At 71.9% G+C, this 26934-nt stretch carries 1 protein-coding gene; it reads left to right on the forward strand.

Translation table 11 applies throughout. The features are described 5' to 3' along the window. Positions 1-71: 71 nt before the first annotated feature. A complete protein-coding gene (locus ROP_RS25645; protein WP_015888916.1) occupies positions 72-26792 on the forward strand; it encodes a non-ribosomal peptide synthase/polyketide synthase in 26721 nt (8906 codons plus the stop codon). The last annotated feature ends 142 nt before the right edge of the window (positions 26793-26934 follow it).

A 26934-nucleotide genomic window follows, 5' to 3' on the forward strand; every position in this document is an offset into this window, starting at 1 on the left:
CGGAACGTCGCGCGGGCGGATACTCGAAAGAGTGCGTCCGTCCTGGTAGGGCGGGGTGAGGTCGAGTTCGAGTGTGCCCTGGGCAAGATGAAGGACCCGTTCCGGGGGCGGGGGATACGCGCCGCCCCGGGGACCTGCGCGTCCCGGGGCAGCACTCGACCGGTTCCGCCCCGGGCGGCGGCGAACCGATTCCGCTGTCGGCAGCGCAGCGGGCCACGTGGTTCGCGCAGCAACTGGAACCGCGGGTCCCGATCTTCATCGCCCAGTACGTCGAGTTCTCCGGTGCGCTGGACATGGACCTGTTGCGGCAGGAGACGGTGGAGGCGGCCCGCGAATTCGAATCGCCGTTCCTCAAGGTCTACGACGTCGACGGACGCCCGCTGCAGTACGTGGACCATCGGACGGACACGTCGATCGCGTACGTCGACTTCCGCACCGACGCGGATCCGGCGGCGGCGGCGCACGAATGGATGGAGCGTGACTACGTCACGCCGATCGACCTGAGCGTCGACCGGCTGGTGGAGACGTCGATCCTGCAGACCGGTGACACGCACTTCCTGTGGTACAGCAGGATTCACCACGTCGCCCTCGACGGCTACGGCGCGATGACGATGCTGCGCCGCATCGCGCATCGGTACTCCGCGAAAGTCGCGGGCCGCGAACCGGATCCGAACCGGGCTGTCAGCCTGCGGCAGCTGTACGACATCGACAGGCGGTACCGCGCCTCGGACCGTTTCCTGACCGACCGGGAGTACTGGGCGGGGCGGGTCGCCGGGGTCGAGGGCACCACCCTGGCACGGACGGCGGGACACGTGTCCGCTGCCAGCACGGTCGAAAGCGCCGTCCTCTCCGACGACGTCGTGGCCGTTCTCGATTCCCGCGACCGCCCGTCGGCGGCGACCATCATCGCCGCCGCCGCGTGCTATCTGGCGCGGCGCACCGGCAGAACCGAAGTGCTGGTGACCATTCCGGTATCGGCGCGCACCACGGCGGTGCTGCGCAATTCCGGCGGCATGCTCGTCAACGTCGCCCCGATGCCCGTCCGCGTCCGGGCCGAGGACACCGTCGCGGACCTGATCGAGCAGGTCCAGCGTGAACTCGTCGCGGCACTGCGGCACCAGCGGTGCAGCCTCGACGACATCCGCCGCGACGCCGGCGACACCGCGTCGACGGCGCTGTACGGGCCGATGGTGAACGTCATGTTGTTCCGCCAGGAGGTGGCGCTGGGTTCGCTCGTCGGCGACTTCCACATCGTCACCTCGGGTCCGGTGGAGGACCTGCTGATCAACGTGTATCAGAGCGGCACACCCACCAGGATCTTCGTCGACTTCCGCGCGAATCCCAGCCGCTACGAGCGTGGCGAACTGCGGGACCACCACCAGCAGTTCGTCGCTTTGCTGGAGGAACTGGCGACCGCGGACCCGGCGACCCGGGTGGGCGACATCCACGAGGTCAGTGCCCGCATCGGGGAACGGCTGGTGAGCGAGGCCCGGGAAGTCGGGTACTGGCGCCGGCGGCTGGAGGGGTTGCCCGAACTCCTGCCGTTGCCCACCGACCGGCGGCGGCCGGCGACACTGTCGCCGGAGAGCGACCGGGTCACCGTGGTGGTGCCCACGCGGTTGCACCGCCGGGTGGCCGCGCTGGCCGGAGACACAGGCACCGCAGGCCGAACCGTATTCCTCACCGCCCTGTCGATCCTGCTCGGCCGGGTCACCGGAAGCGGCGACATCGCCGTCGGAACGGCAGTCGAGGTGGGCGACCGCACGGACACCGTGGTGGTGCGCTCGCGGTACGCGGGCGACACGTCGTGCCGCGACTACCTGGCGCATGTCCGGGACGTCGCCGCGGAGGCGGTGTCGCACACCGGGGTTCCGTTCGACCGCCTGGTGCAGGAACTCGGCGTGTCGGTGTCGGAGGCGTACGCGCCGATCGTCCAGGTGCTGCTCGACACCCGGCCGCCCGGCTCCCCGGGTGCCGAGTTCCCCGGGCTCGACCTGTGCGTGTCCGTGACGGAAGCGTCGGGCGAGTCGGGACAACCGGCCGGGGCCACCGTCGAATTCGGCTTCGCGGCAGACCTGTTCGACGCCCGCACCGTCCGGGTGGCGGCCGAACGGTACCTGCGCATCCTCGATGCGATGACGGCCGGTCCGGACGTTCCGGTCGGTGACATCGAGATCCTGTCCGCGGACGAACGTTCCGCGCTGACACCGGTCCGCGGTCTGCCTGCCCGGTCGGAGCGCACCCTGCCCGACCTGTTCGCCGATGCCGCGGCACTGGATCCGGCGGCCACCGCGCTGACCCGGCAGGGTGAGCAGTTGTCGTACCGTGAGCTGGACCGATGGTCGACGCAGGTCGCGCGGATTCTGATCGAGAAGGGCGTGGGGCCGGAATCGTTCGTCGCGCTGGCGTTGCCGCGGTCGTTCCGGTCGGTGGCCTCCGTCTGGGCGGTCGCGAAGACGGGGGCGGCATTCGTTCCGGTGGATCCGAACTACCCCGCCGACCGGGTCGACTACATGCTGGCCGATTCGGGCGTGGTGCTCGGTCTGACGGAGCAGTCGGTGCGCGGCCGCCTGCACGATTCGATTCCGTGGTGCGTGCTGGACGATCCGGACTTCCGAGCCGAGTGCGCCGCCCGCCCGGACGATCCGCCGACCGACGCCGACCGCACCCGGCCGCTGCACCTCGACAACGCCGCCTACCTGATCTACACGTCCGGGTCGACGGGGCAGCCGAAGGGTGTCACCGTCACCCACCGCGGGCTGGACAACTTCGCCGCCGACCAGCAGGAGCGGTTCGGCGCCACCAGATCTTCACGGACGCTGCACTTCTCGACGCCCAGCTTCGACGCGTCCGTGTTCGAGTACCTGCAGGCCTTCGGGGTGGGCGCCACCATGGTGGTGGTCCCGCCGACCGCGTACGGCGGTTCCGAACTCGCCGACCTGCTGCGGTCGGAACGCGTCACGCACGGGTTCGTCACCACCGCGGCGCTGGGCACGATTCCCCCCGATTCGCTGGGCGACTTCCTCGACGTGGCCGTGGGCGGCGAGGCCTGCCCGCCCGACCTCGTCGCCCGGTGGGCGCCGGACCGCCGGCTGTACGACGCGTACGGCCCCACCGAAACCACGATCATGGCGAACATCAGTGCGCCGATGACCGCGGGTGATCCCATCACGCTGGGCGGGCCGATCCGAGGCGCGGAGGAAGTGGTGCTGGACGCCCGGCTGCACCCGGTGCCCGTCGGGGTACCGGGGGAGCTGTACATCGCCGGGTGCGGTGTGGCCCGCGGCTACCACCGGCGTCCCGGTCTCACCGCGGCGCGGTTCGTCGCCGACCCGTACGGCCGCGGCCGGCTGTACCGCACCGGCGACGTGGTGCGGTGGCGGCCCGACCACACGCTGGAGTATCTGCGGCGCAGTGATTTCCAGGTGAAGGTGCGCGGATTCCGCATCGAGCTGGGCGAGATCGACGCGGTGCTGCAGACCCACCCGGACGTGCGACTGGCCGTCACCATCGGCAGGCCCGGCCCGTCCGGGGACACGGTTCTGGTCTCGTACGTCGTCCCCGCCGCGGGCAGGCCGATCGAGACGTCGGAACTGTTGCGGCAGGTGCGGAACCGGTTGCCGGCGTACATGGTTCCCTCGGTGGTCGTGGTGCTGGACGAGATTCCGCTGAACCCGGTGGGGAAGCTCGACCGCGCGGCGCTGCCCGAACCGCGGTTCCTGTCCGCGGCGGCCGAATTCAAGGCTCCCGCCGACCCGGTCGAGGAGTCGATCGCCGAGGTGTTCACCGAGGTCCTCGGCGTCGAGCGGATCAGTGTCGACGACAGTTTCTTCGACCTCGGCGGCAACTCGCTCGTCGCGACGCGGGTGATCGCCCGGGTCAACGCGGCCCTCGGTTCGGACGTGGGCGTGCGGGCGCTGTTCGAGGCGCCCACCGTCGAACTGCTGGCCGCGCACGTTCGCCGGGCGGGCACGGAACTCGTGGACCGGCCGCCCCTGACCGCCGGGCAGCGGCCCCAGCGGGTCCCGCTGTCGCTGGCGCAGCAGCGGATGTGGTTCATCAACCAGTTCGACACGTCGTCGGTGGCGTACAACATCCCGATGGCCGTGCGGCTCATCGGTCCCCTGGACGCGGACACGCTGCGGGCCGCGGTGGCGGACGTGATCGAGCGGCACGAGTCGCTGCGCACCCGCTACCCGGCGTCGGTGGACGGGCCGTACCAGGTGGTCGTCGACGCCGCCGACGTCGTTCCCGACCTCACCCCGCAGGTCGACGGCGACGAGTCGCTGCACGACCGGATCGCGACCCTCCTCGCCGGCGGGTTCGACGTCAGCGCGAAGGTCCCGCTGCGCGCGGCCCTGTTGTGGACCGGCCCGGACGAACACGTGCTCGTGATCGTGGTGCACCACATCGCCGCCGACGGGGCGTCGCTCGCACCGCTGGCCCGCGACCTGATCGTCGCCTACTCGGCGCGCCGGTCCGGGAGCCTGCCGAGCTGGGAGCCGCTGCCCGTGCAGTACGCCGACTTCAGCGTGTGGCAGCGCCGCCTGCTGGGCAGCGCCGACGACCCGGACAGTCTCATGTCCCGGCAACTGCAGTACTGGCGGGGTGCGCTCGCCGAACTCCCGGAGGTCAGTGCCCTCCCGCTCGACCGGAACCGGCCGGTCACCCGCTCGCTCGCGGGTGCGACCGCGGCGTTCCCGATCGATGCGGGCCTGCACCGGCAACTGCTCCTCCTCGCGCGCGAGCACAACGCGACGCTGTTCATGGTGATGCACGCGGCGCTCGCCGTGCTGCTGTCGAGGATGACCGGATCGGGGGACGTCGCCGTCGGCACCCCGATCGCGGGTCGCGGCGAGGCGGCGCTCGACGACCTGGTGGGGATGTTCGTCAACACGCTGGTACTGCGGACTCCGGTGGGATCGGGCGACGTGTTCACCGACGTGCTGGCCCGCGCCCGCGACACGGATCTGGGCGCGTTCGGGCATACCGACGTCCCCTTCGAGAGCGTCGTCGACGAGCTGGCCCCGGGCCGGTCGACGTCCCACTCGCCGCTGTTCCAGGTGCTGCTCGAATTCCAGAACACGGTGCGCGCGCACCTCGAGCTGCCGGGCCTGACCGTCGAAGCGGTCGACGTCGACCCGGGTGTGGCCAAATTCGACCTGCAGTTGTCGCTCGCCGAGCACCACGACGAGAACGGCGCCGCCGCGGGAATGTCCGCGGCCTTCCTGTACGCGACGGACGTGTTCGACCGGACGTCGGTGGACGGTTTCGGGGAACGCTTCGTGCGGGTGCTGCGGGCGGTGGTGGACGACCCGGTCGCGGTGGTGGGGGACATCCCGGTTCTCGGTGCTGCGGAGCGCGACCTGGTGCTCGACCGGTGGAACCGGGAGGGCGTCACCACCGGGGCGCGGACGGTGGTCGAGTTGTTCGCGCGGGTGGCCGCGGGCACCCCCGACGCCGTCGCGGTGGTGTGCGGCGAGGAGACGCTGACCTACGGGCAACTGGACGAGCAGGCGAACCGGTTGGCGCGGTTGCTGATCGGCGAGGGGGTGGGCACCGAATCGCTGGTCGCGGTGCTGGTGGATCGCACCCCCGACCTGGTGGTGACGCTGCTGGCGGTGCTCGCGGCCGGCGGCGGCTACGTGCCGGTCGACACCAGTTATCCCGCCGAGCGGGTGGCGGCGATGTTCGACGACGCCCGCCCCGTCTGCGCCGTGGTGAGCGCGGACTTCGCCGCGTCCGCACCGGCCGGGCTTCCGGTGGTGGTGATCGACGACCCGGCGACGGACCGCGCGGTGGCGGGACTGTCCGGGCTGCCGGTCACCGACGCGGACCGGCTGCGGCCGCTGCGCGCCGATGCCGTCGCGTACGTCATCTTCACGTCGGGATCGACCGGGCGGCCGAAGGGCGTCCAGGTGTCGCATCGGTGCGTCGTCACGCTGCTGGCCAACACCCGGGACCTGTTCGGGTTCGACTCGTCCGACGTGTGGACGCTGTTCCACTCGTACGCCTTCGACTTCTCCGTCTGGGAACTGTGGGGTGCGCTCGTCTCCGGCGGCCGGCTGGTGCTGGTCGACTATTTCACCGCACGGTCGCCGGACACGTTCCTCGAACTGCTCCGCCGGGAACGGGTGACGGTGCTGAACCAGACCCCGACGGCGTTCTATCAGCTGACGGAGGCGGATCGCGCGGCGAGCACCGTCGAGGACGACGACGCAACGCCACTGTCGTTGCGGCACGTGATCTTCGGTGGTGAAGCCCTCGACGTCGGGCAATTGGAACGGTGGTACACCCGGCACGACGACCGCGACCCCGTGCTGGTGAACATGTACGGCATCACCGAGACCACGGTGCACGTCAGCTTCCTCGCCCTCGACCGGGCGCTGGCGGCGTCCGTGCCCGGCTCGGTCATCGGCGGCGGACTCCCCGGACTGCGCGTCTACGTCCTCGACGGCCGGCTGCATCCGGTGCCGCCCGGGGTGGTGGGCGAGCTGTACGTGTCCGGCGACCAGGTGTCCCGCGGCTACATCGGACGGCAGGGTCTGACCGCGACGCGGTTCGTCGCCGACCCGTTCGACCACCGCCGGGCCGGGGCGCGCATGTACCGGTCGGGCGACGTCGTGAAGTGGGGTGCGGACGGCCGGCTCGAGTACGTGGGGCGCAGCGATTTCCAGGTGCAGTTGCGCGGATTCCGGGTGGAACTGGGCGAGGTGGAGGCCGCTCTCGCCGCGTGCGCCGGGGTCGCGCAGTCGGTGGTGGTGGTGCGCGGCGACGACCGGGACGGCGACCGGCTGGTGGGCTACGTGGTCCCGGAGGCAGGCGCCGATGTCGACGCGGCGGCGGTGCTCGACGCCGTCGGGGCGAGCGTGCCGTCGTACATGGTGCCCGCCGCGGTGGTGGTGATCGACGCGCTGCCCCTCACCGTCAACGGCAAGCTCGACCGGAAATCGCTGCCGGAAGCCGACTTCGGCACGGCGACGGTGGGGTTCGTGGCCCCGCGCAACCCGGTGGAGGAGATCGTCGCCGCCGTGTTCGCGGACCTCCTCGGCATCGTCCGGGTGGGGGCGAACGACAGCTTCTTCGCGCTCGGCGGGAACTCGCTGACCGCGACCCGGCTCGTCGCGCGCGTCAACGCGGCGGTCGGCGACTGCCTGGGCGTGCGGGACGTGTTCGACGCCCCGACCGTCGCCGGACTCGCCGCCCGCGCCGAGGCCGGGGAGTCCCGGGCGCAATCCCGGCCTGCGCCCGCTCCGCGTGATCCGTCCCGGGAAGTTCCCGTCTCGCTCGCGCAGCAGCGGATGTGGTTCATCAACCAGTTCGACACGGTCAGTGCGGCATACAACGTGGCGATCGCACTCCGCCTCACCGGAACGCTCGACGTGGCTGCACTGCAGGCGGCCGTCACCGACGTCGTCGAGCGGCACGAATCCCTGCGCACCGTCTTTCCCCTCACCGACAGCGGCCCGCGGCAGGTGATCCTCCCGCCGGAGACCGTGGCGCCCGATCTCACCCCGCACCCCGTTCCGCAGGCGGCGGTCGACGCGGAACTCGACCGCCTGCTCTCCGCGGGATTCGACGTGACGGCGGAGGCGCCGCTGCGGGCCCGGCTGTTCGCGGCCGGCGAGCAGGAGCACGTGCTGGCCGTCGTGGTGCATCACATCGCGGCGGACGGCTTCTCGATGGTTCCGCTCGCCCGCGACGTCCTGTCGGCGTACACGGCCCGGCTCCACGGCGCCGCACCCGACTGGACCCCGCTGCCCGTACAGTACGCCGACTACACACTCTGGCAACGGGACCGGCTCGGCGACGAGGACGACGAGAATTCGCCGCTCGCCCGCCAACTCGGCTACTGGACCGCGACGCTCGCCGACCTTCCCGACGTGCTGGAACTGCCGACGGACCGGCCACGCCCGGCCACTCGCACCCTCGGCGCGGGCCGCGTCGAGTTCGGAATCGGCGCGGACCTCCACCAGGGTGTCGTGCAGGTCGCGCGCAGGCACGGGTCGACCGTGTTCATGGCGCTGCACGCCGCGCTGGCGGTCCTGCTGTCGCGGCTGAGCGCGTCCGACGACATCGCCGTGGGCACCCCGATCGCGGGGCGCGGCGAGGCCGAACTCGACGACCTGGTCGGGATGTTCGTGAACACCCTCGTGCTCCGCACCCACGTCGACGGCGCCCGCACGTTCGCCGAACTGCTCGCGCAGGTCCGCGGCGCCGACCTCGGGGCGTTCACGCACGCGGACGTGCCGTTCGAGCGCGTCGTGGAGAGGCTGCGTCCCTCCCGTTCGACGGAGTACTCACCGCTGTTCCAGGTGATGCTCGAATTCCAGAACACCGAGCGTCCCGAGCTGGAGCTGCCCGGCCTCCACGTCGAACCCCTCGACCTGGCGTTCGACACGATCAATTTCGACCTGCAGCTGTCCCTGCGGGAGAACGTCGACGCCGACGGTCGTCCCGCGGGGATCAGCGCGGCGCTGGGGTACGCCACCGACATCTTCGACGAGCACACGGTGGCCGCGTTCGCCGAGCGCCTGGTCCGGATCCTGGGCGCCGTCACCGACTCGCCGGACGCCCCGGTCGGCGACATCGACGTACTCGGCACCGCCGAGCGGGCCGCACTGACGCCGGTGAGCGGGGGGCCCGGCGTGCCGGCGCGGACGCTGCCGCAGTTGCTTTCGGCTGCCGCCGCCGTCGACTCGGACGCGGCGGCCCTCGTCTCCGACGGACGCCGGATCTCCTACCGGGACCTCGACGAGCGCTCGGACCGGCTCGCCCGGCTCCTGATCGGGCGTGGCATCGGCCCGGAACAGGTGGTGGCGCTGGCAATGCCGCGCTCGATCGAATCCGTGCTGGCCGTGTGGTCGGTGGCCAAGGCCGGGGCCGCGTTCCTGCCGGTGGACCCGAACCATCCCGCCGAGCGCATCGAGTACATGCTCGGCGATTCGGGAGCCGTCGTCGGTCTCACCACGGCCGCGGTGCGGTCCGCCCTGCCCGCGCCGATCCCGTGGCTGGTGCTCGGCGATGCCCGCACCGACGCCGAGCTGTCGCTGTTCCCGGCGACGGCGGTGACCGACGCGGACCGCTCGTCCACGTTGCACGTCGACCACCCCGCGTATGTGATCTACACGTCGGGATCGACCGGCAGGCCGAAGGGTGTGGTGACCACGCACCGTGGGCTGGCGAATTTCGCTGCGACGGAGCAGGACACGTTCGGCACGACCGCGGCGTCCCGGACCCTGCACTTCGCGTCGCCGAGCTTCGACGCCTCGGTGCTCGAGTTGATGCTGGCGGTCGGGCCGGGCGCGACGATGGTGATCGCGTCCCCGTCCGTGTACGGCGGCGACGACCTGGCGGATCTGCTGCGGCGCGAGCGGGTCACGCACTGCTTCGTCACGCCTGCGGCGCTCGCCTCGGTCGATCCCGCCGGCCTCGAGAGAGTGCGGTGCGTGGTGACCGGCGGCGAGGCCTGCCCGCCGGAACTGGTGGCGCGCTGGGCGCCGGGCCGGAACATGTTCGACGCGTACGGTCCGACCGAGTCGACGGTCGTGTCGAGCATCAGCGCGCCGCTGGCGCCGGGCGAACCGGTCACGATCGGCGCGCCGGCGCTCGGGTTCACCGAAACGGTCCTCGACGGGCGGCTGCACCCGGTGCCGGCGGGGGTGGCGGGGGAGCTGTATCTCGCGGGCCCGGCGCTCGCTCGCGGCTATTCCGGCCGGCACGCCCTCACCGCGGAACGGTTCGTGGCCAACCCGTTCGGACCGCCGGGCGGCCGGATGTACCGGACCGGCGACCTCGTGCGCTGGACGGCGGACGGGCAACTCGACTACCTCGGGCGCACCGACTTCCAGGTGAAGATCCGCGGCTTCCGCATCGAACTCGGCGAGGTGGAGTCGGCGCTGCTCGCCCACGAGAACGTGGCGGCGGCGGTCGCGGACGTGCGCCGGGACGGTCACTCCGGCCGGCGACTGATCGGGTACGTCGTCCCCGAAACCGGGGCATCCGTCGATCCGGGCGAGGTCCTGCAGTTCGCGGGCACCCGGCTCGCGTCGTACATGGTGCCCGCCGCCGTACTGGTGATCGCGGCGCTCCCGGTGACCGTCCACGGCAAGATCGACCGGAAGGCATTGCCGGAACCGGACTTCGGTGTCGGCGTCACCGACAGCCGGTCGCCGAGCACCGAGACGGAGGCGCTGCTCGCCGGCCTGTTCCGGGATGTGCTGGGACTCGCCTCGGTGGGTGTCGACGATTCGTTCTTCGCGCTGGGCGGCGACAGCATCATGTCGATTCAGCTGGTGGCCCGGGCGAAGGCCGCAGGACTGATCCTCTCCCCGCGGGACGTCTTCGAGCGCCGGTCCGTCGCCGGTCTCGCGGAGGTGGCCCACCACGAACGCGCCGATGCCGTGGTGCTGGAGGAACTGCCCGGCGGCGGGGTCGGACCGGTGCCGCTGACCCCGGTCGTCGCGTGGATGCTCGACCGCAGCGGCGGCAGGCTGGAGCGGTTCTCCCAGTCGGTGCCGGTCACCGCGCCACGAGGCCTCACCCGTGAGGATCTCGCCGCCGCCGTCGACGCCGTGCTGGACCGTCACGACATGCTCCGTGCGCGTCTCGCCGCCGACGAGACGGGGCGGTGGGCGATGACGGTGCTGCCGCCCGGGTCGGTGTGGGCCGACGCGCTGATCCGCCACGTGCCCGTGACGTCGTTCGAAGCCGGCGACTTCGCGGCGGTGGCGAGGGCGGAACTGAACGCGGCGGCGGACCGACTGGACCCGGCGTCGGCCAGCATGCTGCAGGTGCTCTGGTTCGACGGACCGGACGGGCAGGGCCGCCTGCTGCCGGTCGCGCATCATCTCGTCGTCGACGGGGTGTCGTGGCGGATCCTGATCGCGGATCTCGCCGCCGCCCACACCCGCGTCGCCGAGGGTCTGTCCGCCGCACTGCCGGCGGTCGGGACGTCGATGCGTCGATGGTCGCACGGGCTCACCGACGCCGCCCGGTCCCGGCACGCCGAAGGTGCACTCTGGCAGTCGATCCTGGACGGACCCGATCCGCTCCTCGGCTCCCGGCCGCTGGACCCCGCCGTCGACGTCGAGGCCGCGACGGGCCGCGTCGTGGTGGAAGTGCCCACCGGTGTCACCGACGCGCTCCTCACCACGCTTCCCGCCGCGTTCCACGGTGCCGTCGGGGACGGCCTGCTCACCGCCCTCGCATTGGCGATGATCCGCTGGCGGCGGCAGCGCGGGGCCGGCACGGCCGACGTGCTGGTCAACCTCGAGGGCCACGGCCGCGAAGACCACGTCGTGCCCGGCGCCGACCTGTCCCGCACCGTCGGATGGTTCACCACGCTGTTCCCGGTGCGTCTCGACCTCACCGGCATCGACGTCGATGCCGCACTCGCCGGAACCGACGCCGCCGGGGCCGCGATCAAGGCGGTCAAGGAACAACTGCTCGCCGTCCCCGACCACGGCATCGGATACGGCATGCTGCGGTACCTGGACCCCGGCGACTCCGCGGCCCTGCGCCGATTCCGGCCGCCGCAAGTCAGTTTCAACTACCTCGGCCGGGTGGCGACGAGCGCAGGCGACGTGCCCTGGCTGCCGGTCGCGGACAGCGGGGACCTCGGCGGAACCCAGAACCACGACATGCCCGCCGCCTGGGTCGTGGACGTCAACGCCGCGACCACGGTCCGCGACGGGGAGCCGGTGCTGACGGCGACGTGGTCGTACCCCACCGGTGTGCTCGCCGCCGAGGACGTGGACGAGCTGTCCGCGCTGTGGGTGCGGGCGCTCACGGCGCTCGCCGAGCACGCGGGCCTGCCGGGCGCGGGCGGGCTGACCCCGTCCGATCTCGACCTGGTGTCGGTGGGGCAGGCCGACATCGACCGACTGGGGCGCACCTACCCGGACCTCGCCGACATCTGGCCGCTGTCCCCGCTGCAGGCGGGACTGCTGTTCCACGCGCAACTGTCCGCGCATCGCCTCGACGCCTATCAGGTGCAGCTGGTCCTCGACCTGCGCGGCACCGTCGACCCGGCGAGACTGCGCCACGCCGCGCAGGGCCTGCTCGACCGGCACGCGAATCTCCGCGTGGCGTTCGCGGACACCGGCAACGGACCGGTGCAGGTGGTGCGCGATTCGGTGATCGCGCCGTGGGCCGAAGTCGATGTCCCGCCGCTCGGCGACACCGCGTTCCTGGCCGCCGACCGTGCCGTCCCGTTCGAGATGTCCGAGGCGCCGCTGCTCCGATTCACGTTGCTGCGCACCGCACCCGACCGGTTCCGGCTGGTCCTCACCCACCACCACATCCTCCTCGACGGCTGGTCGACGCCGCTGGTGATCAAGGACCTGCTCGTCCTCTACGCCACGGACGGCGACCCGACCGCCCTGCCCCGCGTCACGCCCTACCGCGACTATCTGCAGTGGATCGGCAGGCAGGACCACGAACGATCCACGGCCGCCTGGGTGTCCGCCCTCGCCGGCGCGGACGAGCCGACGTTCGTGGCGCCCGCGGCGCACGGCGAACAGTCCTTCGCCGAACCCGAGGACGTGCGCCTCGAGGTGGGCGAGGAGAAGACCCGCGCGCTCGAGGCCCTCGCCCGTGAGCGTGGGCTGACGATGAACACCCTCGTCCAGGTGGCGTGGGGGCTGGTGCTGACCACGCTCGGCAGCCGGGAAGACGTGACGTTCGGCGCCACGGTGTCCGGCCGCCCACCCGCGGTCGCCGGCGTCGAGTCGATGGTCGGGCTGTTCATCAACACGGTGCCCGTCCGGCTGCGCCTGCGCCGGGAGGAGACGCTCGCCGAACTACTGCAGCGCTTCCAGCGTGAACAATCCGCCCTGCTCGATCACCACTACCTGGGACTCACCGAAATCCAGCGGGCCGTGGGGGAGGCGGCCGCGTTCGACACGCTCACCGTGTTCGAGTCGTATCCGGTGGACCGCATGGGCCTCTCGGAAGACACCGACATCGGCGGCATGCACGTCGCCGGGATCGAGGGGATCGATTCGACCCACTACCCGTTCACCCTGATGGCGCACGTGGACACGGCACTGCACCTGCGACTGCGGTACCAGCCGAACGTCTTCGGGAGCGAGTTCGCGGAGTCGGTGGCCGCCCGCGTCGCCCGTGTCGTGCAGATCCTGCTGTCCGACATCGACACCCCCCTCGCGCACCTCACCCTGCTGTCGGACGCCGAACTCCGGGAGTTCACCGCGGTGTGCGGCGCCCCCGCCGGGCCGCCGAGAACACTGCCCGAGATCCTCACGGTGTCGGCAGGACACCGGCCGGACGCGTCCGCGTTCGTCTTCGACGGGCACGAGACGAGCTACCGCGAACTCGACGCGCGGTCGAGCGCGCTGGCCCGCGTGCTCATCGAACGGGGTGCCGGGCCGGAGACGTTCGTGGCGCTCGGGCTGCCCCGGTCACCGGAATCGGTGCCTGCGGTGTGGGCGGTCGCCAAGACCGGAGCCGCGTTCGTGCCCGTCGACCCGACGTATCCCGCCGACCGCATCGAGAACATGCTGGCCGATTCCGGTGCGGCACTGGGAGTGACGACGTCGGCGCACCGGCACCGGCTGCCGGGGTCCGTGCCGTGGCTGGTGCTGGACGATCCGGACTTCGAGCGCACCTGGTCCGCCGCCTCGTCTGCCCGCGTCACCGACCTGGACCGCCGGTCGGTCCTCGACGTCGACCACGCCGCGTACGCGATCTACACGTCCGGGTCGACCGGCCGGCCGAAGGGCGTCGTCGTCACCCACCGCGGTCTGGCGAACCTGCTCACCGAGCAGACCGAGCACTACGTCGTGTCGCCCGACTCCCGGTGCCTGCACATCTGTTCACCCAGTTTCGACGTGGCCGTCCTCGAACTCGTCCAATCGTGCGCGGCGGGGGCGACGCTGGTGATCGCGCCCCCCGACGTCTACGGCGGTGCCGAACTCTCCGCCCTGCTGCGCCGCGAACGGGTCACGCACGCCTGCATCACCCCGGCCGTGCTGGCCACCGTGGAGCGCGACGGCGTCGAGCACCTCGAAGCGCTCGTCGTGGCCGGCGATGCCGTCGGTGACGAACTGGTGGCCACCTGGGGCGCGGACCGGCCGATGTTCAACGGCTACGGCCCCACCGAGGCCACCGTCCTCACCACCTTCAGCACGCCGATGGAACCGGGTGAACCGGTCACGATCGGGAGTCCCGTCCGCGGCATCGCGCTGTCGGTCCTCGACGCCCGGCTGCAGCCCGTCCCGGCGGGGGTGCCCGGCGAGTTGTACATCGCGGGAACGGCTCTGGCCCGCGGATACCATCGGCGCCCGGCGCTCACCGCGGAGCGGTTCGTCGCGAACCCCTACGGACGCGGCCGGATGTACCGCACGGGCGACGTCGTGCGGTGGCGTCGCGACCACACCCTCGAATATCTCGGGCGCAGCGACTTCCAGGTGAAGATCCGCGGCCAGCGCGTCGAACTGGGCGAGATCGATTCCGTTCTCACCACCCACCCGCACCTCGACTTCGCCGCGACCCTCGGCAGGCCGGGCCCGCTGGGGGACACGGCGCTCGTGTCGTACGTCCTGCCGCACGACGGCGAGGAGGTGGCGGCGCCGGACGTGCTCGCGTTCGCGGGCCGCATCCTGCCGAAGTACATGGTGCCCGCGGCCGTCGTGGTCCTCGACGAGATTCCGCTGACCCCCGTCGGCAAACTCGACCGGAAGGCGCTGCCCGCACCGGAATTCATCTCCGCCACCCTGGGTTACCGGGCGCCCACCACCCCGGTGGAGGAGGCCGTCGCGCAGGTGTTCGCCGACGTGCTCGGCGCGCCGCGCGTCGGTGCGGACGACAGCTTCTTCGACCTCGGCGGCGACTCGCTCAGCGCCACCCGGGCCGTCGCGCGCATCAACTCCGCCCTCGACGCCGGGATCGGGGTGGCGGCACTGTTCGACGCGCCCGTGGTGGCCGATCTGGCGGTCCGGATCGATTCGGCCGCGTCGACGACCACCCCGTCGCCGGCGCCGGCCGCCCGGCCGCGCCCCGACCGGATACCGCTGTCGATGGCGCAGCAACGGATGTGGTTCGTCAACCAGTTCGACACGTCCTCGCCCGCCTACAACATCCCGATCGCCCTGCGGCTGATCGGCGCCCTCGACCGCGCCGCCCTGCGCGCGGCGGTCGGCGACGTCGTGGAGCGGCAGGAATCGCTGCGCACCGTGTTCCCCGGTTCGGTCGACGGACCACACCAGGTGATCGTCGACGCCGGACGAGCCACCCCCGGTCTCGACCCGGTGCCCGTGTCCGGTGATCGTGCACTGCGGGACGCCGTCGCCACCCTGGTCGGCACGGGTTTCGACGTGAGCGACGAGATTCCCTTCCGCGCAAGGCTGTTCGAACTCGAACCCGAGCAGCACGTCCTGGCCATCGTCGTGCACCACATCGCCGCCGACGGGTTCTCGATGATGCCGCTGGCCCGCGACGTCATGCTGGCGTACACCGCCCGGACCGTGGGGGAGACGCCCGGGTGGACCCCGCTGCCGGTGCAGTACGCCGACTACAGCATCTGGCAGCGGGACGTCCTCGGCGCGGTGGACGAACCGGACTCGGTGATGTCGACGCAACTGGGCTACTGGACGGACACGCTGTCCGGTGCGCCCGAGGTGCTGCAGATCCCGGTCGACCGGCCGCGCCCCGCCCAGCGGTCGTACCGTGGGGACGTCGTCGAGTTCGACGTGCCCGCACGACTGCACCGGTCCCTGAACAGGATCGCGGCCGAGCACAATTCGACGCTGTTCATGGCCGTGCACGCGGCGTTCGCCGTGCTGCTGTCGCGGTTGTCGGGCACCGGCGACATCACGTTGGGAACGCCGGTCGCCGGTCGCGGCCACGCCGTTCTCGACGACGTGGTCGGCATGTTCGTCAACACCCTCGTCCTGCGGACGGTGGTGGACCCGCGGGCGTCGTTCGGTGCGGTCCTGTCCGCGGTCCGCGCCGCGGACCTCGGCGCGTTCGAGCACGCGGACATCCCGTTCGAGCGGCTCGTCGACCACCTCGCCCCCGAGCGGTCCACGTCGCACGCCCCGCTGTTCCAGGTGCTCATCGAATTCCGGAACGCGGAGGGCACCCACCTCGAACTGCCCGGACTCACCGTCGACTCGCTCGACGTGGACGTCGGCGTCGCGAAGTTCGACCTGGAACTGAGTCTCGCCGAACGGGTCGACGACGACGGCGCACCCGCCGGTCTCGCGGCCGGGCTGCGGTTCGCGACGGACGTGCTCGACCGCGACACGGTGACCCGGTTCGCGGAGCGGTTCCTGCGGGTGCTCGAATCGATCGCCGCTGCCGAGGCACTCCCGGTGGGGGACATCGACATCCTGGACCGGGCGGAGCGGGAGTCGGTGCTGCCCGCGCTCGCCGAACCGGTCGGGGCGCACGCGACGCTGGTGGAACTCTTCGCGCGGGCGGCGGAGCGGTCCCGAGGCGCGACGGCGGTCGTCTGCGAGGGCGTGTCGCTCACGTACGAGGAGCTGGACACCCGGGCGAATCGTCTGGCGCGGTTGCTGATCGCGCGCGGCGCGGGCCCCGAGACCCTGGTGGCGGTCGCCGCCGCACGGTCGGTCGACCTGGTGGTGGCGCTGCTCGCCGTGGTGAAGTCGGGGGCCGGATATGTGCCCGTCGACGTCACGTATCCGGCGGAGCGGCTCGCGTACGTGTTCGCCGACGCCCGGCCGGTGTGCGTGCTGACCACCGTGGCCGAATCCGGCGCGGTCCGGGCGAGCGGGGTTCCGGCCGTCCTCGTGGACGGCCCGGAGACGGCGGAAGAACTGGGGCGCGTGTCGCCGCTGCCGGTGACCGACCGTGACCGGAACGGACCCCTGCACCCGGACTCGGTCGCGTACGTCATCTACACCTCCGGCTCGACGGGACAGCCGAAAGGCGTTCAGGTGTCGCACCGCAACGTCGCCACCCTGTTCGCGCACACGCAGCCGCTCTTCCGGTTCGGCGCCGCCGACGTGTGGACCATGTTCCACTCGGCGGCGTTCGACTTCTCCGTCTGGGAACTGTGGGGTGCGCTGCTCCACGGTGGCAGGCTGGTGGTGGTCGACTACTTCACCACCCGTTCACCCGACGCGTTCCTGCGACTGCTGCGGGGCGAGAACGTCACCGTCCTGAATCAGACCCCCTCCGCCTTCTATCAACTCGCCGAAGCGGACCGGGTGGCCGACGGTGCCGAACTCGCCCTCCGCGTCGTGGTGTTCGGCGGCGAGGCCCTCGACCTGGGGCAGCTCACCCGCTGGTACACCCGGCACGGAGACACCGTCCCGGCGCTGGTGAACATGTACGGCATCACCGAAACCACCGTGCACGTCAGTCACCTGCCGCTGGACGGGGAACTCGCCGCGTCCGCGTCGGCGTCCGTGATCGGCCGGGCCCTGCCCGGGCTCCGCGTATACGTGCTCGACTCGCGCCTGCACCCGGTGCCGCCGGGAGTGGTCGGGGAACTCTACGTGTCCGGCGCGCAGGTGTCCCGCGGCTACCTGGGCCGGTTCACGCTCACGTCGACGCGGTTCGTGGCCGACCCGTACACACCGGGAGCCCGGATGTACCGATCCGGCGACCTCGGCCGGTGGAACGCGGTCGGGCAGCTGGACTATTTGGGCCGCAACGACTTCCAGGTTCAGGTCAAGGGCTTCCGTATCGAGCTCGGCGAGGTGGAGTCGGCGCTCCTGGCCTGCGACGGTGTGGCGCAGTCGGTGGTGCTGGCGCGGAACGAGCGCCTGGTGGGCTACGTCGTTCCCGAGGCGGACCGGGTGCTGGACCCCGCCGGGATCCTCGACACGGTCGGGGGCCGGCTGGCGGCGCACATGGTGCCCGCAGCCGTGGTGGTGCTCGAGACCCTGCCCCTCACCGTGAACGGCAAACTCGACCGCCGGGCGCTGCCGGAACCGGACTACGGGCGGCTGGTCTCGCCCGGCCGCGCACCGGCGACCGAGACGGAACGGATCCTCGCCGGCCTGTTCGCCGAGGTGCTCGGTCTCGACACGGTGGGTGTCGACGATTCGTTCTTCGCGGTGGGCGGCGACTCGATCATGTCGATCCAGCTGGTCACCCGGGCGAAGGCGTCCGGGGTGGTGATCACCCCACGGGACGTGTTCGAACGCAAGACCGTTGCCGCACTCGCGGAGGTCGCCACGTCGGGGGAGGAGACGGTCACGCTGGAGGAGTTGCCCGGCGGCGGCGTCGGCGAGTTCCCCCTGACCCCGATCGTGCGCTGGATGCTGGGCCGGGAAGGCGACTTCCGGCGGTACTCCCAGGCCGCGCTGTTCACCACCCCCGCCGAACTGGACGAGGACACGCTGACGGCGGCGATGCAGGCGGTCCTGGACCGGCACGACGTGCTGCGCGCCCGCCTGTACCGCAGCGACCGCGCAGGGCACGGCTGGACGATGGCGGCCGCGCCGCCGGGGTGGGTGCGTGCCACCGAGGTGGTGCGCACGGTGCCGCTCGCCGCCGCGGACTCGTTCACCGGCGCCGCGTCCCGCGAACTGGACGCCGCCGCGGGCCGCCTCGACCCGGAGTCGGGCGTGATGGTGCAGGCGGTGTGGTTCGCGAGCAACGCCGCACCCGCCGCGGCGGGACGGTTGCTGATCGTCGCCCACCACGTGGTGGTCGACGGGGTGTCGTGGCGCATCCTCGTCCCCGATCTCGCCCTCGCGTGCGCCCGGGTGCTGTCCGGGGACGCGCCCGCCCTGCCCGCCACCGGAACGTCGATGCGCACGTGGGCGCACGCGCTGACGGACGTGGCGCAGGAACCCTCCCGCACAGCCGAACTCGGCCTGTGGCGGCGGATGCTCGGCACCCCCGACCCGCCGCTCGGGTCGCGGCCGCTCACTCCCGCCGACATCCAGACGTCCGACGTCGAGGTCCGGCTTCCCGTCGCCGTCACCGAGACCCTGCTGACGTCGCTCCCGCAGGCGTTCCACGGGAACGTGGCAGACGGGTTGCTGACGGCGCTGGCGCTGGCGCTCGTCCGCTGGCGCCGGGACCGCGGGATCGAGTCCTCCGCGGCGCTCGTGAATCTCGAAGGGCACGGTCGTGAGGAACACGTGGTCCCCGGCGCCGATCTGGCCCGCACGGTCGGCTGGTTCACCACGATCTTCCCGGTCGGCCTCGACCTGGACGGTGTGGACGTGGAGGACGCGTTCGGCGCGGGCCCCGCCGCGGGCGACGCGGTCAAGGCGGTGAAGGAGCGGCTGCGCTCGATCCCCGACCACGGCATCGGTTTCGGTCTCCTCCGGTACCTCGACGACGACACGGCCCGGGAACTGTCGGTGCCGGCGGGTCCGCAGGTGAGTTTCAACTACCTCGGCAGGCTCGGCGCGGGCGCCGCCCCCGGCGGTGACTGGATGCCCGTCTCCGACGCGGGACTCGCGGCCGCCGCGCATTCCGGGTTGCCCGCGGCGGCCGTCGTCGACGTGAACGCGAGAACCACCGACACCGCCGCCGGTCCGGTACTCACCGCGACGTGGTCGTTCCCCGTCGGGGTGATCGCGGCGGAGGACGTCGGCGAACTCGCGCGACTGTGGGTGCGGGCGCTGGAGGCCCTGTCCGAGCACGCCCGGTCCGGTGGCGGCGGTTTCACCCCGTCCGACCTGGGCCTCGTCAGTCTCGGCCAGGGCGCGATCGACGACCTCGAACACCGGTACCCGGCGATGACCGACGTCTGGCCGTTGTCGCCGTTGCAGGCCGGCATGCTGTTCCACGCGGAACTGGCCGACGAGTCGGTGGACGCCTACCTCGTCCAGCTGATCCTCGACCTCGGCGGTGACGTCGACGCGGCGCGGGTGCGCCGGGCGGCAGGAGCGCTTCTCGACCGTCATCCGAACCTGCGCAGCGCGTTCTGCCACGACGCCGACGGCGGGGCCGTGCAGGTCGTCTCGGGCCGGGTCACCGTGCCCTGGCGGGAAATCGACCTGAGCGCACTGGACGGGAGCGCGGCGGAGGCCGAGATCGAGCGACTGCTGGCCGCCGACCGGACCACCCCCTTCGACATGGCCACCGCACCGCTGATCCGGTTCCTGCTGGTGTGGACGTCGGGCGGCCGCTGCCGACTGGTGTCGACGAACCACCACATCCTGCTCGACGGCTGGTCGATGCCGCTGATGATCCGGGAACTGCTCACGCTGTACGCCACGGACGCCGACCCCTCGCCGCTGCCCCGCGTGCGGGACTACCGCGACTACCTGGCGTGGATGCGCGGGCGCGACACGGGCCTGTCCGCGCGGGCCTGGGCGGACGCCCTCGACGGGGTCGAGGAACCGACGCTGCTGATCCCCGCGGACCGGGCGCGGCAACTGTCGACCGTGTCCCGGGAGTGGGTGTTCGACCTCGACCGGGACCGGACCGACCGGCTGCGCGAAGCCGCGCGCACCCGCGGGCTCACGCTCAACAGCATTCTGCAGACCGTGTGGGGCATCGTGCTGGGACTGCTCACCGGACGCGACGACGTCGTGTTCGGTGCCACCGTGTCCGGCAGACCGCCAGAACTCGCCGGCATCGAGACGATGGTCGGGCTGTTCATCAACACCGTGCCGGTGCGCGTCACGCTGCGCCCGGACGAGACGCTCGGCGCGTTGCTGGAGCGGGTGCAGGCCGAGCAGGCGGCGATGCTCGACCACCACTACACGGGTCTCGCCGAGATCCGGGACGCCGCGGGCCCCGGCGCCGGGTTCGACACCCTGACCGTGTTCGAGTCGTACCCGGTGGACCGGGCCGGGCTGTCGGAAGACACCGACATCGCCGGGCTCCGCGTGACCGGCGTCGATGCCCGCGACGCCGCCCACTACCCGCTGAGCCTCGTCGCGTCGGCGGCGGAGAGCCTGCACCTGAAATTCGAGTACGTCCCCGACCTGCTCGCACAAGGAACGGTCGGGGACATCGCCGACCGGGTGGTGCGGGTGCTCGACGCCTGCGCCGGCCCCGATGTGCCGCTGGCCCGGCTGTCGCTGCTCACCGATCGCGAACGCGGGGAACTGGTACCCGTCCGCGGTGGCCCGGCCGCTTCCGTCCGCACCCTCGCGCAGATCTTCACCGACGCCGCCACGGTCGACCCGGACGCGGTCGCCCTGTCGTCCGGCGACGTCGAGGTGTCGTACCGGGAGCTGGACGAGCGGTCCACCCGGCTCGCACGCGCCCTGATCGGCCGCGGCCTCGGTCCGGAAATATCGGTGGCCGTGGGCATTCCCCGTTCGATCGAGTCGGTGCTGTGCGTGTGGGCGGTGGCCAAGGCCGGAGCCGTGTTCGTGCCCGTCGACCCGAACTATCCCGACGAGCGGATCGCGCACATGCTCACCGACTCGGAATGCGCACTCGGACTGACGACATCCGACCATCTCGCCCGGCTGGCCGGGAACACGCGCTGGCTCGTCCTCGACGATCCGGTGTTCGCCGCCGAGTGCGCCGCCGGTTCCGCGGCGCCGGTCGACGACGCCGACCGCACGGCACCGGTCACGCTCGACTCGGCGGTCTACGTCGTCTACACGTCGGGCTCCACCGGCATGCCGAAGGGGGTGACCGTGACGCACCGCGGCCTGGACAACTTCGCCGCAGACCAACTCGCCCGGTTCGGGGCGGACCCGGAATCCCGGACGCTGCACTTCTCGACCCCCAGCTTCGACGGATCCGTCTTCGAGTACCTGCAGGCGTTCGGCGCCGCGGCGACGATGGTGATCGCGCCGCCCACCGTGTTCGGCGGCGACGACCTCGCCCAGCTGATCCGCGACCGGCGGGTCACACACGCGTTCGTCACCACCGCGGCGCTCGCATCCCTCGACCCCGCGGGGCTGGATGCGTTCGCCGACGTCGTGGTCGGCGGCGAGGCCTGCCCACCCGGACTCGTGTCCCGGTGGGCGCCGGGACGCCGGTTGTACAACGGGTACGGGCCGACCGAGACGACGGTCATGTCCAACATCAGCGATCCCCTGACGCCGGGTGAGCGCATCACCATCGGCGGGCCGATTCGCGGCGTCACGGAACTGGTGCTGAATTCCCGGTTGCAGCCGGTCCCCGCCGGGGTTCCGGGGGAGTTGTACCTCGCGGGTGCGGGTCTGGCGCGCGGCTACCACCGCCGCCCCGGGCTCACCGCCACCCGGTTCGTCGCCGACCCGTGCCGGCCCGGCGAGCGGATGTACCGCACCGGCGACGTGGTGCGCTGGACCGCCGGGCACACCATCGAATACCTGGGCCGCAGCGACTTCCAGGTGAAGGTCCGCGGATTCCGCATCGAACTCGGCGAGATCGACGCCACGCTGGCGGCGGACCCCGGCGTCCGGTTCGCGGCCACGGTCGCCTACCGCGGCCCCGCAGGCGACACGCTCCTCGCGTCCTACGTCGTGCCCGCCCCGGGGCACACGCTCGACACCGGCGACCTCACCCGCGGTCTCGCAAGCAGACTGCCCGCCCACATGGTGCCGTCGTCGATCACCGTGCTCGACGAGATCCCGCTGAACGCCGTCGGCAAGTTCGACCGCAAGGCCCTGCTGACGCCCGAATTCGACGTCGGCGCAGGAGAATACCGGGCACCGGCCGACCCGGTGCAGGAGACGGTGGCCGACGTCTTCGCGGAGGTTCTCGGACTGGACCGGGTCAGCGCGGATGCCGGATTCTTCGACCTCGGCGGCAACTCGCTGAGCGCCACCCGCGCAGTGGCGCGTCTGCGCGCCGCGCTCGGCACCGACATCGGCGTGCGGACGTTGTTCGAGGCGCCCACGGTGGAGACGCTCGCCGCGCGCCTCGAGCACGCGGGAGCGGGCCCGTCCGGCCGTCCCGCCCTGACCGCGGGGGCCCGCCCCGACCGCATCCCGCTGTCCTACGCCCAGCAGCGCATGTGGTTCATCAACCAGTTCGACACGAGTTCGCCCGCCTACAACATCCCGATGGTGGTGCGGCTCACCGGCGACCTCGACGTGGACGCGCTGAGGCTGGCGGTCACGGACGTCGTGACCAGGCACGAGTCGCTGCGCACCCGCTTCCCGCTCCGCGACGGCGAACCGGTGCAGGAGATCCTCCCGCCGGGGGCGCCGATGCCCCCGCCGACCGCGGTCGCGGACGACAGCCGGCTCCGGGACGAGCTCACCCGGCTCGTGTCGGCCGGCTTCGACGTCGCCGCCGCCGTCCCGCTGCGCATTGCCCTGTTCACCCTCGACACCGTCTCTCTCGACACCGGGACCCATGTGCTCGCCGTCGTGGTGCACCACATCTCGGCCGACGGCTTCTCGATGGCACCGCTGGTGCGGGATGTGATGGTCGCGTACGAGTCCCGAGTCCACGGACGCGCCCCCGCGTGGACGCCGCTTCCCGTCCAGTACGCCGACTACACACTGTGGCAGCGCAGGCTGCTCGGTTCCGAGGACGACCCCGGGTCGCTGATCTCGGGGCAGCTGGCCTACTGGGAGGCGGCGCTGGCCGGGCTGCCCGAACTCCTCGAACTGCCCACCGACCGCCGGCGTCCCGCGCAGCAGTCGTTCCACGGCGACCGGGTGCGTTTCACGATCGATGCGGGGCTGCACGAGCGGATCCGGGCGGCGGCGCGGGAGCACCGGTCCACCGAGTTCATGATCGTGCACGCCGCACTCGCCGTCCTGCTCGGGCGGCTCGGCGGCACGGGCGACGTGGCGATCGGCACCCCGATCGCCGGCCGCGGCGAGGCGGCGCTCGACGACCTCGTCGGCATGTTCGTCGGCACGCTGGCCCTGCGCACCACGATCGAGGCGGGGCAGCCGTTCCGCGACCTGCTCGCGCAGGTCCGCGACGCCGACCTCGGTGCCTTCGCACACGCCGACCTGCCCTTCGAACGGGTGGTGGACGCCGTCGGCCCGGTGCGCTCGACCGCCCACTCGCCGCTCTTCCAGGTGTCCCTCGAATTCCAGAACACCGAGAATCCCGCGCTGCGGTTGCCCGGACTGAGCGTCGAGGGACTCGATCCCGACCTCGCCGTCGTGAAGGTGGACCTCGAGGTGATCCTCGACGAGCGGTTCGACACCGACGGCACCCCGGCGGGCATGACGGGCGCGATCGACTACGCGACCGACCTGTTCGACGCGGACACGGTACTGGGCTTCGCGGAACGGTTCGTGCGTATCCTCGATTCGGTCACCGCCGAACCCGGCATCCCGGTCGGCGACATCGAGATCCTCGGCACCGACGAGGTCGCGGCCCTCACCCCGGCGCGCGGAGCACCCGACGCGCCGACCCTCCTGCTGCCGGACCTGCTGACCGCCGCGGTCCGGCTCGACCCCGACGCCGACGCGCTGTCGTACCGGGGCCGGGCGATCACGTACCGCGAACTCGACGAGACCTCGAACCGGTTGGCGCGCCGGCTGATCGAGGCCGGCGCGGGACCGGGAACCACCGTCGCGCTGAGCCTGTCGAGGTCGATCGAATCGGTGCTGTCGGTGTGGGCCGTCGCCCGCACGGGCGCCGCGTTCCTGCCGGTCGATCCCGGGTATCCGCTCGACCGGATCGAGCACATGCTCACCGACTCGGGTGCGGTGTCGGGCGTGACCGTCCGGGAACACCGGGATCGGCTGCCCGCCGCCGTGACCTGGATCGTGCTCGACGACGCCCGGGACGCCGACCGGATCCGGACACGGTCGCCGGGCCCCGTCACCGACGCGGACCGGACCGCGCCGCTGCACGAATTCCATCCTGCGTATCTCATCTACACCTCCGGATCCACGGGCGTCCCCAAGGGAGTGGCAGTCACGCACCGCGGCCTGGCGAACCTCGCGGCGGAGGAGCGGGAGCGTCTCGCCGTCACACGTGACTCGCGGGTGCTGCACTTCGCGTCGCCGAGTTTCGACGCGTCGGTCTTCGAGCTCGTCATGGCGTTCTGCGCTGGTGCGGCGCTGGTGATCGCGCCCCGCACGATCTACGGCGGCACCGAACTGGCCGCGCTGCTGAGCGAAGAGCGGGTGTCCCACGGATTCGTCACCCCGACCGCAATGGCGTCGATGGACCCGCTCGGCTTCGAGTCGCTGCGGACGCTGGTGGTGGCCGGGGAGGCCTGCCCACCCGAACTCGTCGCCCGGTGGGCCCCCGGCCGCCGCATGTTCAACGCCTACGGACCGACCGAGACGACGATCATGTCGAACATCAGCGACGCGCTGGTGCCGGGCGACCCGATCAGCCTCGGCGCACCCACCCGCGGCGTCGCGGAAGTGGTGCTCGATTCCCGGCTGCGCCCGGTGCCGGTCGGTGTGGCCGGCGAGCTGTACGTCTCGGGACGCGCTCTGGCGTCCGGGTATCACCGCCGGTGCGGTCTGACGGCGTCCCGTTTCGTGGCCGCCCCCTGGGGTGCCCCCGGCGACCGGATGTACCGCACGGGCGACGTGGTGCGGTGGCGCCGGGACGGCACCCTCGAGTACGTCGGGCGCAGCGACTTCCAGATGAAGATCCGCGGGTTCCGCATCGAGCCCGGTGAGATCGACGCCGCACTCACCGCCCACCCCGGCGTCGGGTTCGCCGTCACGATCGGCCGGGCCGGGCCTGCCGGGGAACCGCTCCTCGTCTCCTACGTCCGGCCGGTCGGCGGCGCGTACGTCGACACCGGAGAACTCACCCGCCTCGTCGCCGAGCGGCTGCCGTCCCACATGGTGCCCGCCGCCGTCGTCGTGCTCGACCAGATCCCGCTGACGCCGGTCGGCAAGCTGGATCGCGCCGCGCTGCCCGCTCCCGAGTTCCTGTCGGGCACCCGCTTCCGTGCGCCCGCCACCGACCTCGAGGCGGCGGTCGTGGACGTGTTCGCCGAGGTGCTCGGTCTCGACCGGGTGGGGGCCGATGACAACTTCTTCGAAAGAAGCGGCAACTCCCTGCTCGCCACGAAGGCGGTCGCCGCGCTGCAGGACCGACTCGACCGGAAGATCCCGCTGCAGTGGATGTTCCTCGACCCCACACCGTCCGGCCTCGCCCGCAGGATCGCACTGCCGTCGGCGGAGGGCGGGGTGGCGGAGGTGCTGGCGGTCGTGATTCCGCTGCGCACCGAGGGCACCGGCCGCCCGCTGTTCTGTGTTCACCCGGGAATCGGGCTGTCCTGGGGGTACGCGGGCCTCGTCCGCTATCTGCCCGCCGACCGCCGCGCGTTCGGCCTGCAATTACCCACGATCAGCGGGGACGGCGAGTACCGGTCGATCGAGCAACTCGCGCACCGGTACGTCGAGGAGCTCAAGGCCATCCAGCCGCAGGGACCGTACGACCTGCTCGGCTGGTCGCTGGGCGGCGTCATCGCCCACGCGATGGCCGTCGAACTCCAGCGGGCCGGCGACGACGTCGCGACCCTCGCCGTCATGGACAGCTACCCCGACAACGGCGAGGACCCGCTGTTCGGGAAACTCGACCTGCGGGATCTGCTCCGCGGCCTGGGCCTCGTCGTCGCCACCGACAGCGACCTCACGTACGAACGCGCAGCGCAACTGCTCAACGAATCGTGGGGTGGCGATTCCGGGCTTCGCGGAGAACATCTCGAGCGGATCAACGCCGGATACGAGAATTCACGAGAACTCGTCCACCGGTTCGAGCCGCAGGTCTACGACGGCGACCTGCTGATCTTCCCCGCGACCGGCGACGACGACGGCACCACCCGCGCCCGGTCCGCGGACGAGTGGCGACCGCTGGTGACCGGCCGGATCGCGGAGTATCCGGTGGACTGCGGGCACAACGACATGATCGAGCCGCAGTCCCTCGCCGTCATCGGTCCGGTGCTGTCGAGGTACCTCGACACCGGTCGCACCCCGCGTCGCGACGACCGAATCGGCTGAATGCGGCCACGCCGCTGTGCGACGATGGGGTCTGTGCGCCCTGTGGACGGCGAACGACTGATCTGGGGGACGGGGAAAAGCCTCCGCCTCCCGCATTCGCGAGTCAGGATCCGGACGCGGTCACGACGTCAACGGTCGGGGA

The sequence above is a fragment of the Rhodococcus opacus B4 genome (genome assembly GCF_000010805.1).
Classification (GTDB): Bacteria; Actinomycetota; Actinomycetes; order Mycobacteriales; family Mycobacteriaceae; genus Rhodococcus_F; species Rhodococcus_F opacus_C.